The sequence below is a fragment of the Bacillus spizizenii TU-B-10 genome, assembly GCF_000227465.1.
Classification (GTDB): Bacteria; Bacillota; Bacilli; order Bacillales; family Bacillaceae; genus Bacillus; species Bacillus spizizenii.
The window spans coordinates 1,488,407-1,500,502 of the sequence record NC_016047.1 but is presented as its reverse complement, the minus strand read 5'-3'; the positions used below and the strand labels follow the sequence as shown (position 1 = coordinate 1,500,502).

Sequence of the window (12,096 nt, the reverse complement as noted above, 5' to 3'; positions counted from 1 at the left end):
TGTTTACAAAATGAGTCTTATCATCTATTATGATGTCAAAATAAAAAATTGTATACGGAAAGCACTAGGGGTGCTGTTTTGGCTGAGATAAAGCGTGCAAACACGCGCTTTGATCCCTTATGACCCGATCTGGATAATACCAGCGTGGGGAAGTGCAGGTTGACCGAATGGTGTATTTTTTTGTGCGCTTAATCGATCTATGACTGCATATTCCCTTAGGATATGCAGTTTTTTATTTTACAAAAAAAACAGGAGGTCGGAGAAATGGATCATATTTGTGGTACAAGCAGAATTGCCGGGTTTCGGTTCTCTTTATACCCGATGACGGATGATTTTATCGGTGTGATCAAGTCTGCGCTAAAAAAAACAGACACATCTAAAGTTTGGACGAAAACCGACCATATCAGCACAGTTCTGCGCGGATCGATTGATCATGTATTCGACGCTGCCAAAGCCATTTATCTTTATGCGGCGAACAGCGAAAAACACATCGTCATGAACGGCACGTTTTCCATCGGATGCCTGGGCGATACACAGGGAGATACATATCTTTCCGCGAACGATAAGCGTGTCAATGAAGATGCTGTCCGAAGCCTAAACGCGGAAGCGCCGTGCCAATTTGCGCTTTATCCGATGAATGAGCCGGATTATATGGGCTTGATCATGGAAGCTGTCGATATTGCGAAAGCAGAAGGCACCTTCGTACAAGGTGTCCATTATGCGAGCGAGCTTGACGGGGATGCGCATGACGTGTTCAGAACACTGGAGGCCGTTTTCCGCATGGCTGAACAGCAAACAAACCACGTAACCATGACTGTGAATCTCTCGGCTAACAGTCCATCAAGAAAAAACAGAAAGCAGGGATAAAATGAAAAGCTGGAAAGTAAAAGAAATTGTCATCATGTCCGTTATCAGTATCGTTTTTGCCGTTGTTTATTTATTATTCACGCATTTCGGAAACGTACTTGCAGGTATGTTCGGGCCAATCGCCTATGAACCGATTTACGGCATTTGGTTTATCGTTTCTGTCATCGCCGCGTACATTATTCGAAAACCGGGTGCGGCGCTAGTTTCTGAAATCATTGCCGCTCTCGTAGAATGCTTGCTGGGAAATCCGTCTGGCCCGATGGTCATCGTCATCGGCATTGTACAAGGTCTCGGGGCTGAGGCTGTATTTCTCGCGACACGCTGGAAAGTATACTCTCTGCCTGTACTTCTGCTGGCAGGAATGGGATCTTCAGTAGCCAGCTTTATCTACGATCTCTTTGTTTCTGGCTATGCAGCCTATTCACCAGGTTATCTTCTTATCATGCTCGTCATCCGTCTGATTTCCGGCGCGTTGCTTGCGGGGCTGCTCGGAAAAGCGATCAGTGACTCTCTCGCTTATACGGGTGTGTTAAACGGAATGGCACTCGGAAAGGAACTGAAAAAGAAACGGAAGCAGGCATCAGAACATGCAAGCCTTTGATGACCTCCTGACGGTTGACCAGCTCAGCTTCTCTTATGAAGAAGACGAGAAACCGGTATTTCAAAACATTTCGTTTGAGCTTCAAAAAGGAGAATGCGCTTTATTGTTAGGGCCGAGCGGGTGCGGAAAAAGCTCGCTCGCCCTTTGTTTAAACGGTCTTTACCCGGAGGCTTGCGACGGCATACAGTCCGGACATGTATTTTTATTTCAAAAGCCGGTCACTGGTGCTGAAACCTCCGAAACAATTGCTCAGCATGCCGGGGTCGTCTTTCAGGACCCGGATCAGCAGTTTTGCATGCTGACGGTGGAGGACGAAATCGCTTTCGGGCTAGAAAATCTGCAGGTTCCGAAAGAAGAGATGGCGGAGAAGATTGATGCCGTATTAGAAAAATTACGCATTACCCATTTAAAAGAAAAAACAATATCTGCACTGTCAGGAGGACAAAAACAAAAAGTGGCTCTCGCCTGTATTTTGGCGATGGAGCCTGAGCTTATTATGTTAGATGAGCCAACTTCTTTATTAGATCCTTATTCAGCTCGGGAATTCGTTCACATGATGAAAGATCTTCAGCAAGAAAAAGGCTTCAGCCTCCTCGTCATTGAGCACCAGCTTGAAGAATGGACGCCTTGGATTGAGAGAACGATTGTACTGGACAAATCAGGGAAAAAAGCGCTCGATGGCCGGACGAAAGATCTATTTCAGCACGAAGCGGAAAGCCTAAAGGAGTTGGGCATCGCGATTCCAAAAGTGTGTGACCTGCAGGAAAAACTCAGTATGCCGTTTACTTTATCAAAAGAAACGCTTTTCAAAGAACCCTTTGCCGGGCATGCCGAAAAGAAGGAAGCTCCTTCTGGGAAGAGTGTGCTGGAAATCAGCGGCCTTTCGTTCGCAAGAGGACAGCAGACGATTTTCAAAAACATCAGCTTTTCATTGCGCGAAGGCTCTTTGACGGCGCTTGTCGGCCCGAACGGCACTGGAAAATCAACACTTTTATCCGTCCTCGCCCGTCTGATGAAGCCGAAAAACGGCAAGATTCTTCTATATGATAAGCCGCTGCAATCGTATAAAGAAACTGAACTGCGAAAACGAATGGGATTTGTTTTTCAAAACCCGGAGCATCAGTTCGTCGCCGGCACAGTATATGACGAGCTGCTGTTCGGCCAGAAAGTAAATGCTGAAACTGAGAAAAAAGCGCAGCACCTGCTACATCGTTTCGGTCTTGCGCATTTGGCTGATCATCATCCGTTTGCAATCAGCCAAGGGCAAAAACGGCGCCTGAGCGTCGCTACCATGCTCATGCATGACGTAAAGGTTTTATTATTAGACGAACCAACCTTTGGCCAGGACGCCCGTACGGCGGCTGAATGCATGGACATGATTCAGCGTATCAAGGCAGAAGGAACCGCTGTCCTCATGATTACACACGATATGGAGCTTGTGTCTTCGTATGCCGACAGCGTGCTAGTGCTTCACGATACGGGCCTGGCCTTTGACGGATCTCCAGCGCAGTTATTTTCTCAGGAAACAGGGCTTGTCCAAAAAGCAAAGCTCACCCTTCCCCTTTTATATGAATGGATGGCATATCAAAAGGAGGTGCGTGATGAAACAGCCGTTACATCTCATTAATCCGACAGTGAAAGCGGCCGCCGTTTTTTGCTGTGTTGTCATGCTGTCGTTTATTTACAATCCTTACACTCCTGCGTGTTTTTATATCATCATTGTTGCGGGTATTCTATTGGCGGCCAAAATCCCATTGAAAAAATGGTTTTTGTTTACGATTCCGTTTTTGATTTTGGCATTCGGATGCGTATGGACAGCCGCTGTTTTTGGCAAGGTTCCGACAACTCCGGATAATTTCTTATTTCAAGCTGGTCCTATCTCGATCAACAGCGATAATGTATCTGTCGGCATCTCTCTCGGGTTTCGTATTTTGTGCTTTTCTGCCTTATCGATGATGTTTGTTTTTACAACCGATCCGATTTTATTTATGCTGAGCCTTGTCCAGCAGTGCAAGCTCTCACCAAAGCTCGCATATGGCGTCATTGCAGGCTTTCGTTTTCTTCCGCTGTTAAAGGATGAGGTCCAGCTGATCCAGCAGGCTCACAAGATCAGAGGAGGAGCGGCGGAGAGCGGCTTCATTGAGAAAATCAGCGCGTTAAAGCGGTATACCATCCCGCTTTTGGCAAGCGCCATTAGAAAAGCGGAACGGACAGCGCTTGCGATGGAATCGAAAGGTTTTACTGGAAGCAGAAACCGGACATATTACCGGACACTAACCGTCAACCGGCGCGACTGGCTGTTCTTTTGCCTCGTTCTCTTGTTATTCGCAGGATCTTTTCTCATATCTTTCTGTTTTGCCTCATAAAAAATCCGCTATCGGGGATAGCGGATTTTTTCTTATTGATGATAGTTTAATGCCTGGGCAAGATTGGTTTTAATTGTAATATTCGAAAAATCAATCCCCAGCTGTACAGCGGTTTGCGCAATTTCAGGCCTGATTCCTGACAGGGTTGACCTAACACCGATCAAATTGAGCGCCTCGATCAATTTAAAGATTTGGTGTGCTACCATCGTATCAACCACCACAACACCTGACAGATCGATTAACAGATGCTCCACGCGTCTTTTTGCACAAGCCTGAAGCGTGTTTTCCAGAATAAACTTTGCCCGTTCTGTATCAATGTCACCGACAAGCGGAAGCAGAGCTGTTGATTTGCTCAGGGTAATGATAGGCGAGCTTAATTCTAGTATCATTTCTCTTTGGGCGTTTAATTGCTGTTTGGCATTCATTTCAGCGTGATCGACGAAGGTATAAATGGTAAAATCAAATACTTTTACAATCAAATCTGCCCATTTTTGTTTCTCTCCCGATTCAAACGCCGACTCGTTTTCTTCTGCGAACTTCTCAAAATACTTCGTATATAATCTCCGGTTTCTCATAAACTCCCGAATGACATACTGAACCGGAGTGTCAAGATGCTTTTGATCGTTCGTCAGCTCAATGACCCACTCTTGAAATTCTTCGAGAAATTGTTTTTCCGGTAAAACATACATGTAATTCAGATGCCGATAAAATTCTCTATCCTGCTCTTTCAATTCTTCCGTTACAGAAGCATTATGTAAGGCGTAAAGCGAATTCGGATCGCTTTCCTCCATCGTTTCAATCCATTCCTCGGCCATTTGTTCAACATGTTCTGAAAAAAATGCATATAATTTTTCATTCAGTTTCATCACACTGCTCCTTTCCCCAACACTATTATAACTTGACTAACAGCTGAATCCCAGTCATACATGCTGAAGCCATCCAATATTTTGAAAATTACTAATTCTTTGGGTTGTATCCTATTTTTTCAAAATGCTTCAAATGGCTCTGTCCGAGCGGTTGTTTTTTTCATATAATATGAGGCAACACCCTTGAATCCACTTGAAAGCATAAAAAAGGAGGGCTTTTTTATGAATGGTGAAATCCGCTTGATCCCGTATGTGACGAATGAGCAGATCATGGATGTAAACGAGCTTCCTGAGGGCATTAAAGTGATTAAGGCGCCAGAAATGTGGGCAAAAGGGGTAAAAGGCAAAAATGTAAAAATTGCTGTATTGGATACGGGCTGCGACACAAGCCATCCTGATTTAAAGAACCAAATCATCGGCGGAAAGAACTTCACGGATGATGACGGCGGCAAGGAAGATGCGATCTCCGACTACAACGGACATGGCACACACGTCGCTGGAACAATTGCAGCTAACGATTCAAACGGCGGCATTACCGGGGTCGCGCCTGAGGCAAGCCTATTGATTGTGAAGGTTCTTGGCGGTGAAAACGGCAGCGGACAATACGAATGGATTATTAACGGCATTAACTACGCGGTGGAACAGAAAGTCGATATCATCTCAATGTCCCTTGGCGGACCAAGCGATGTGCCAGAGCTGGCAGAAGCAGTGAAAAACGCCGTCAAAAACGGAGTGCTTGTCGTTTGCGCAGCGGGAAATGAGGGTGACGGAGACGAACGCACAGAAGAGCTTTCCTACCCTGCGGCTTATAATGAAGTCATCGCGGTCGGATCTGTTTCGGTAGCGCGAGAATTATCAGAATTTTCTAACGCGAATAAAGAGATTGACCTTGTGGCTCCCGGAGAAAATATCTTATCCACTCTTCCTAACAAGAAGTACGGTAAGCTTACCGGCACTTCAATGGCTGCTCCCCATGTCAGCGGAGCGCTTGCTTTAATCAAAAGCTATGAAGAAGAATCATTTCAAAGAAAGCTTTCTGAATCTGAGGTTTATGCACAGCTGATCCGCAGGACTCTTCCGCTTGATATTGCTAAAACGCTGGCAGGCAATGGATTCCTGTATTTAACTGCTCCTGATGAGCTGGCAGAAAGAGCAGAGCAATCACATTTGATGACCCTATAAAATTATTTTTCTTATATAACATAAACCAAATATTGTAAATAAAATTTCAAATTCTATGTTGACAGCGAATTTGAATTACTGTTAAGATTACCAACAAATGATTCAACTTTTCAAAAAATTAATAACATTTTCTCTTATCGAGAGTTGGGCGAGGGATTGGCCTTTTGACCCCAACAGCAACCGACCGTAATTCCATTGTGAAATGGGGCGCACTGCTTTTCGCGCCGAGACTGATGTCTCATAAGGCACGGTGCTAATTCCATCAGATTGTGTCTGAGAGATGAGAGAGGCAGTGTTTTACGCAGAAAAGCCTCTTTCTCTCATGGGAAAGAGGCTTTTTATTGTGAGAAAACCTCTTAGCGGCCTGTATCCGCGGGTTAACGAGAGTGTTTTACATATAAAGGAGGAGAAACAATGACAACCATCAAAACATCGAATGTAGGATTCCCGAGAATTGGACTGAACAGAGAATGGAAAAAAGCACTTGAAGCGTATTGGAAAGGCAGCACTGATAAAGATACGTTTTTAAAGCAAATCGACGACCTATTTTTATCCGCAGCAAAAACACAAATTGACCAGCAGATTGATGTTGTGCCTGTTTCTGATTTCACACAGTATGACCATGTACTCGACACAGCAGTCAGCTTCAACTGGATTCCGAAACGGTTCAGACATTTGACTGACGCTACCGATACATACTTTGCTATCGCCCGCGGAATAAAAGACGCCGTATCCAGTGAAATGACAAAATGGTTTAATACAAATTACCATTACATCGTTCCGGAATATGACGAGAGCATTGAATTCCGCCTGACAAGAAACAAACAGCTCACAGATTACCGCCGGATCAAACAGGAATACGGCGTTGAAACAAAACCTGTGATTGTCGGCCCTTATACATTCGTCACGCTTGCTAAAGGCTATGAACCGTCTGAAGCAAAAGCGATCCAAAAACGCCTTGTGCCGTTATATGTACAGCTTCTGAAAGAGCTTGAAGAAGAAGGCGTAAAATGGGTTCAAATCGATGAGCCGGCGCTTGTTACAGCTTCTGCCGAAGATGTCCGCGGCGCAAAAGAATTATTTGAAAGCATGACTAACGAGCTTTCATCCTTGAATGTGCTTTTGCAGACGTATTTTGATTCTGTTGATGCTTATGAAGAGCTGATCTCTTACCCGGTACAGGGAATTGGCCTTGATTACGTTCACGATAAAGGCAGAAACCTGGAACAGCTGAAAACACACGGATTCCCAACAGACAAAGTGCTGGCAGCCGGCGTTATCGACGGACGCAACATTTGGAAAGCGGATCTTGAAGAACGTCTCGATGCCGTTCTTGATATTCTCAGCATTGCAAAGGTTGATGAACTGTGGATTCAGCCTTCCAGCAGCCTGCTGCATGTTCCGGTAGCGAAGCACCCTAATGAGCATTTGGAAAAGGATCTGCTGAACGGATTATCCTACGCAAAAGAAAAACTAGCCGAGCTGACAGCTTTGAAAGAAGGTTTAGTATCAGGAAAAGCGGCGATCAGCGAACAGATTCAGCAGGCGAAAGCTGATATTCAGGCGCTCAAACAGTTTGCAACAGGCGCAAATTCTGAACAAAAGAAAGAACTTGAGCAATTAACCGATAAAGACTTCAAACGCCCGATTCCGTTTGAAGAACGTTTAGCCCTGCAAAATGACTCTCTCGGCCTTCCGCTTTTGCCGACAACTACGATCGGAAGCTTCCCGCAGTCTGCTGAAGTGCGGAGCGCACGCCAAAAATGGCGGAAAAATGAGTGGTCTGATGAACAGTACCAAGACTTTATCAATGCGGAAACAAAACGATGGATTGATATTCAGGAAGAATTGGATCTTGATGTGCTAGTGCACGGTGAATTTGAACGGACAGATATGGTCGAATACTTTGGTGAAAAGCTGGCCGGCTTTGCCTTCACAAAATACGCTTGGGTTCAATCATACGGCTCACGCTGTGTCCGCCCGCCAGTCATTTACGGAGATGTTGAATTCATTGAACCGATGACAGTGAAAGACACGGTATATGCACAGTCCCTGACATCCAAGCATGTGAAAGGAATGCTGACCGGTCCTGTTACAATCTTAAACTGGTCTTTCCCTCGAAACGACATTTCGAGAAAAGAAATCGCCTTCCAAATCGGGCTTGCCCTTCGCAAAGAAGTAAAAGCGCTTGAAGACGCAGGCATTCAAATTATTCAAGTGGATGAACCGGCGCTGCGCGAAGGCCTTCCATTAAAAATCCAAGATTGGGATGAGTATTTGACTTGGGCGGCAGAAGCATTCAGATTAACCACTTCTTCCGTGAAAAACGAGACGCAAATTCATACACATATGTGCTACAGCAACTTCGAAGACATCGTCGATACAATCAATGATCTTGATGCCGATGTGATTACAATCGAACACAGCAGAAGCCACGGAGGATTTTTAGATTATTTAAAAGACCATCCGTATTTGAAAGGGCTAGGCCTTGGTGTATATGACATTCACAGCCCTCGTGTACCGTCAACTGAAGAAATGTACAACATTATCGTTGACGCGCTTGCCGTCTGTCCGACTGACCGCTTCTGGGTAAACCCAGACTGCGGATTGAAAACAAGACAGCAGGAAGAAACAGTTGCCGCATTGAAAAACATGGTTGAAGCCGCAAAACAGGCAAGAGCTCAGCAGACACAGCTTGTATAAAATAGAAACCATCTGTCTTTGGCAGATGGTTTTTTCTATTAGAAAGCGGAAATCGGTTTCCGATGCTTCCCGTCCCCTTCTATTAATATTTTGGCTGTTCCATTTTCATCAAATTCCACAAGGCTCAATGATGTATCATGTATGTAAGCAGAATTCCATATGTCATGAACGCGTCTTCCCTTTATGATATTTAACAGCATTAATATAAAGACAGAATGGGTAACCAAGAGAACATTACCGGAAGAATGGCTGTCTAAAATAGTTTGGAGAGCTAGCCTTACCCGGTTTTCAAAGTCAAAAAACGTTTCACATCCCTGCTGGCGATAAGCTTCGGGATAATGAAAATAAGCATGAAAAAGATCTGGTTCGTCCCTTTCAATATCTTCTTGTTTTTTCCCTTCCCATGAGCCCAGTGACATTTCTCTGAACATATGATCTTTAACCAGCGGGAGCCTCCGCGATCCCAGTACGGTTTTTGCTGTCTCTTCTGTCCGCTTGCTCGGGCTGATGTATACCTGATTCAATTCAATATCCTTCAGACGCTCCCCAAGAGCGCGGGCGTTGTACAGTCCAAGTTCTGTTAAATCAGAATCCAGCCAGCCCTGCATCCGTTTTTCTACGTTCCATTGGGTCTGTCCGTGTCTGGCAATATATAAATGCAGCATGATTACCCCTCCTCTATTCTCCTTTTATCTTAGCAAATCCCCCAAATACTTTGTTTATTTTGCACTTTTTTGAGAATGTTCTTTGCCCCTTTTTCGGCTATACTTATAACACTCAATTGACAGGAGGGTTTGGGATGAATCATAAAAAGTTCTTAAAACGGGCTGTCGATCTTGCTCGTGAAGGAGTGAATGCGGGAGTTGGCGGGCCTTTCGGAGCCGTTATCGTGAAAGACGGAGCCATTATTGCCGAGGGACAGAACAACGTCACAACAAGCAATGACCCGACTGCCCATGCAGAAGTGACAGCTATTCGAAATGCCTGCCGGGCACTTGACACCTATCAGCTTGATGATTGCATTTTATATGCGAGCTGCGAGCCGTGTCCCATGTGCTTAGGCGCCATCTACTGGGCCAGGCCGAAAGCCGTTTACTATGCAGCGGAGCACACAGACGCTGCTGAAGCCGGATTTGATGATTCATTCATATATGAAGAAATTGATAAACCGGCAGAAAAAAGAAACATACCTTTTTATCAGGTGACCCTGAAGGAGCATTTATCCCCATTCCAGGCATGGCGGGATTTTGCCAATAAGAAAGAATATTAAAAGGATCAGGCATGTGCGGCCTGATCCTTTGTTAATTCGGTGAGAAGCCGCTGTGCCCGTGCGCACTTCGGATTGACTTTCAGCGCTTTTTGCAAATACAAAACAGCGGTCATATGCTGATGCAATTCAGCATGGCAGACACCGAGCCAGCAGCTTGATCTAAAATCGGCTGCTCCTTTCACCTGTACGTACTGATGGTTTTCATTAATGGTTTGCAGGCAAGTGTCAAAGGCTGTGATCGCTTCTCTGACTTTTTTAAGCTGATACATGATGATTCCTTTATAATAGTGAAGCGTGCAGTAATCCGGATAATGTCTCAGCGCTTCATGGATATCCCGTTCCGCTTCTTCGTACCGTTCTGCGTCAATTAATAATTTATACTTTAAATAATAGATAGCAGGCGGCGGAATTTGCTTTTTTCTTTTATACTCCTTGATGCAATCCACTGCCAGCCTGAGGGCTTTATCATGTTCGTTTCCTCTATCATACTCAGCTGCTTTCTGATAAAGGAGAGACGGGTCAGTACTGGATGTCAGCAATTCCATATTCAATAAGCTCATGTTGTGTTTAAGCTTTTGCTGTGCCTCCTGCTCTAAATACCCGTAATGGTGAATGATACATGGAAGTGAGAAAATACTGCTTTCTTCTTCTCCCTCAGGCCTTTCGCAAACCCTTCCCGTAAACGTTATGTTTTGCTGATTGCGGATCAGCCTGATCTGCCTTTGTTCAAACGCTTCGTTTTCATCCCATTCCTTCCCTGTATAGCTCACAACCTTCATGCAGCCGAGAGATGGCAGGCTGTCAGTCAGCAGCGAAGGCAATAGGCTGCCTGTGTCCGGATCTAATTCTTCGTCGGCATCCAAGATCAATATCCACTCACCCTTGGCATGCTGCAGGCTGACATTTCTCGCCTGTGAAAAATCCTGCTCCCATTTATGATGATACACCTGGGCATGAAAGCTTGTGCAAATGTCTTCCGTACGATCGTTTGACCCGGTATCAATCACAATGATTTCATCGGCAATAGGCTGCACACTCTCTAAACAGCGGGCAATATGGCGTTCTTCATTTTTCACAATCATACATACTGACAGCTTTGGTCTCTTCATGTACTCACCTTTTCTCTAGTCTGAATTCACCTATATTACATGTATTCACACTTCGAAAAGATCATGCCCGCCCCGCATGCTTCCCCACAAAAAAACATCCTGAGAACCCTCAGGATGCCGTTCATTATTTTAATTCTAATTTTACATCAATATTTCCTCTGGTTGCCTTTGAATAAGGACAGAATTCATGAGCAGCATTGACAAGCTCTTGCGCCTTGTCGCGATCCAAATCTTTTGTGTTCACAACAAGTGTGACGCCGATTTTAAACCCGTCGTCGCTCTCATCCTTCATGAGGCTGACCTGTCCTTCAATTTCGGAATCAATCTCGATATTTTGTTCTTTGGCCACATGTTCGAGCGCGCCGCCGAAGCAAGCAGCGTATCCTGCCGCAAAGAGCTGCTCCGGGTTTGTGCCGGTTTGTCCTTCTTTTTTGGCATTTGGCATTACAATATCAAAATCAAGAACACCGTCATCTGATGTAATATGTCCTGCCCGTCCGCCGCGCGCGGTTACTTTTGCTGTAAATAGTGCCATATTACCTAACCTCCTTATTTGTATCTAGTTGTTATATTTCCCTTTCTGATCTTTTTAAACATACTATGTTTGCCGATAATAGGAAAAGTGAAGTTTTTCAGATACAATAGAAACGAATGACAAAAAGAGTTGGTGAACAAGATGGAAAATGAATTTGACCATATGAAATTGGAGAATCAGCTATGTTTTTTGCTTTATGCGAGCTCGCGGGAAATGACAAAGCAATACAAGCCGCTGCTTGAAAAGCTAAATGTGACGTACCCTCAATATTTGGTTTTGCTTTTGTTATGGGAACACGAAACGCTAACTGTCAAAAAAATGGGCGAGCTGCTGTATTTAGATTCGGGAACGCTCACTCCGATGCTAAAACGAATGGAACAGCAGGGTTTGATTACGAGAAAAAGATCTGAAGAGGATGAGCGGTCCGTGTTGATCAGCCTGACAGAGGACGGGAAGTTACTAAAAGAAAAAGCGGCTGACATTCCAGGGACGATCCTGGGGCTTTCAAATCTGTCCGGAGAGGACCTGAAACAGTTAAAATCCGCTCTATATACATTGCTGGAAACACTTCATCAAAAAAATTGAGGATACCTTATA

General features: G+C 44.7%; 12 protein-coding genes and 2 riboswitches. Of the genes, 8 read left to right on the top strand and 4 right to left on the bottom strand.

Annotation, left to right across the window (positions count from 1 at the left end):
* Positions 1-56: 56 nt before the first annotated feature.
* A riboswitch (TPP riboswitch) is annotated at positions 57-168 on the top strand.
* Between the two features lie 96 nt (positions 169-264).
* The 4 genes from thiU to thiX are packed head-to-tail and all read left to right on the top strand — an operon-like array spanning position 265 to position 3,834.
* Positions 265-867: an HMP/thiamine ABC transporter substrate-binding protein ThiU gene (gene thiU / locus GYO_RS29515; RefSeq protein WP_014113545.1), complete on the top strand. Its 603-nt coding sequence runs from the start codon at positions 265-267 to the stop codon at positions 865-867.
* Position 868: 1 nt separating this feature from the next.
* Entirely contained in the window at positions 869-1,468 is a 600-nt protein-coding gene (locus tag GYO_RS29510; RefSeq protein WP_014113544.1) for an ECF transporter S component, read from the top strand.
* Positions 1,455-3,095 (top strand): ABC transporter ATP-binding protein, encoded by a 1,641-nt coding sequence (locus GYO_RS29505; RefSeq protein WP_014113543.1) that lies wholly within the window; start codon positions 1,455-1,457, stop codon positions 3,093-3,095. Before GYO_RS29510 ends, GYO_RS29505 begins: the two co-directional genes overlap by 14 nt.
* A complete protein-coding gene (thiX, locus tag GYO_RS29500; protein WP_014113542.1) occupies positions 3,070-3,834 on the top strand; it encodes an HMP/thiamine ABC transporter permease ThiX in 765 nt (254 codons plus the stop codon). The genes GYO_RS29505 and thiX overlap by 26 nt, the downstream gene beginning before the upstream one ends.
* Before the next feature lie 32 nt (positions 3,835-3,866).
* On the opposite strand, the gene rsbRB is transcribed toward thiX, so the two are convergent.
* The gene (rsbRB, locus tag GYO_RS29495; RefSeq protein ID WP_014113541.1) at positions 3,867-4,700 is read right to left on the bottom strand and encodes an RsbT co-antagonist RsbRB; all 834 of its coding nucleotides are present in this window, start codon (positions 4,698-4,700) and stop codon (positions 3,867-3,869) included.
* A 222-nt stretch (positions 4,701-4,922) separates the two neighbouring features.
* On the opposite strand from rsbRB, the gene isp reads away from it, so the two are divergent.
* The gene (isp, locus tag GYO_RS29490) at positions 4,923-5,882 is read left to right on the top strand and encodes a serine protease Isp (RefSeq protein ID WP_014113539.1); all 960 of its coding nucleotides are present in this window, start codon (positions 4,923-4,925) and stop codon (positions 5,880-5,882) included.
* 131 nt (positions 5,883-6,013) lie between these two features.
* Positions 6,014-6,169, top strand: a riboswitch (SAM riboswitch).
* Positions 6,170-6,296: 127 nt separating this feature from the next.
* Complete coding sequence (gene metE, locus GYO_RS29485; RefSeq protein WP_014113537.1) at positions 6,297-8,585, top strand: 5-methyltetrahydropteroyltriglutamate--homocysteine S-methyltransferase; 2,289 nt, start codon at positions 6,297-6,299, stop codon at positions 8,583-8,585.
* Between the two features lie 38 nt (positions 8,586-8,623).
* On the opposite strand, the gene GYO_RS29480 is transcribed toward metE, so the two are convergent.
* A complete protein-coding gene (locus tag GYO_RS29480) occupies positions 8,624-9,250 on the bottom strand; it encodes a histidine phosphatase family protein (protein ID WP_014113536.1) in 627 nt (208 codons plus the stop codon).
* Positions 9,251-9,384: 134 nt separating this feature from the next.
* Here GYO_RS29480 and guaD point away from each other — a divergent pair, with 134 nt between their 5' ends.
* Positions 9,385-9,855: a guanine deaminase gene (guaD, locus tag GYO_RS29475; RefSeq protein WP_014113535.1), complete on the top strand. Its 471-nt coding sequence runs from the start codon at positions 9,385-9,387 to the stop codon at positions 9,853-9,855.
* 5 nt (positions 9,856-9,860) lie between these two features.
* Here guaD and GYO_RS29470 read toward each other — a convergent pair whose 3' ends face one another.
* On the bottom strand, positions 9,861-10,964 hold the full coding sequence (locus GYO_RS29470; protein WP_014113534.1) for a glycosyltransferase family 2 protein: 1,104 nt from the start codon (positions 10,962-10,964) through the stop codon (positions 9,861-9,863).
* Positions 10,965-11,088: 124 nt separating this feature from the next.
* Positions 11,089-11,499, bottom strand: coding sequence for an organic hydroperoxide resistance protein OhrB (gene ohrB, locus GYO_RS29465; RefSeq protein WP_014113533.1), 411 nt, complete (start codon positions 11,497-11,499; stop codon positions 11,089-11,091).
* Positions 11,500-11,640: 141 nt separating this feature from the next.
* On the opposite strand from ohrB, the gene ohrR reads away from it, so the two are divergent.
* Positions 11,641-12,084, top strand: coding sequence for an organic hydroperoxide resistance transcriptional regulator OhrR (gene ohrR, locus GYO_RS29460; protein ID WP_014113532.1), 444 nt, complete (start codon positions 11,641-11,643; stop codon positions 12,082-12,084).
* Positions 12,085-12,096: the final 12 nt, after the last annotated feature.

What these genes read in the sequence shown, in the direction of transcription:
- thiU (WP_014113545.1), top strand. Translation starts at nt 265, where the DNA reads ATGGATCATATTTGTGGTACAAGCAGAATTGCCGGGTTTCGGTTCTCT.
- GYO_RS29510 (WP_014113544.1), top strand. Translation starts at nt 869, where the DNA reads ATGAAAAGCTGGAAAGTAAAAGAAATTGTCATCATGTCCGTTATCAGT.
- GYO_RS29505 (WP_014113543.1), top strand. Translation starts at nt 1,455, where the DNA reads ATGCAAGCCTTTGATGACCTCCTGACGGTTGACCAGCTCAGCTTCTCT.
- thiX (WP_014113542.1), top strand. Translation starts at nt 3,070, where the DNA reads ATGAAACAGCCGTTACATCTCATTAATCCGACAGTGAAAGCGGCCGCC.
- rsbRB (WP_014113541.1), bottom strand. Translation starts at nt 4,700, where the DNA reads ATGAAACTGAATGAAAAATTATATGCATTTTTTTCAGAACATGTTGAA.
- isp (WP_014113539.1), top strand. Translation starts at nt 4,923, where the DNA reads ATGAATGGTGAAATCCGCTTGATCCCGTATGTGACGAATGAGCAGATC.
- metE (WP_014113537.1), top strand. Translation starts at nt 6,297, where the DNA reads ATGACAACCATCAAAACATCGAATGTAGGATTCCCGAGAATTGGACTG.
- GYO_RS29480 (WP_014113536.1), bottom strand. Translation starts at nt 9,250, where the DNA reads ATGCTGCATTTATATATTGCCAGACACGGACAGACCCAATGGAACGTA.
- guaD (WP_014113535.1), top strand. Translation starts at nt 9,385, where the DNA reads ATGAATCATAAAAAGTTCTTAAAACGGGCTGTCGATCTTGCTCGTGAA.
- GYO_RS29470 (WP_014113534.1), bottom strand. Translation starts at nt 10,964, where the DNA reads ATGAAGAGACCAAAGCTGTCAGTATGTATGATTGTGAAAAATGAAGAA.
- ohrB (WP_014113533.1), bottom strand. Translation starts at nt 11,499, where the DNA reads ATGGCACTATTTACAGCAAAAGTAACCGCGCGCGGCGGACGGGCAGGA.
- ohrR (WP_014113532.1), top strand. Translation starts at nt 11,641, where the DNA reads ATGGAAAATGAATTTGACCATATGAAATTGGAGAATCAGCTATGTTTT.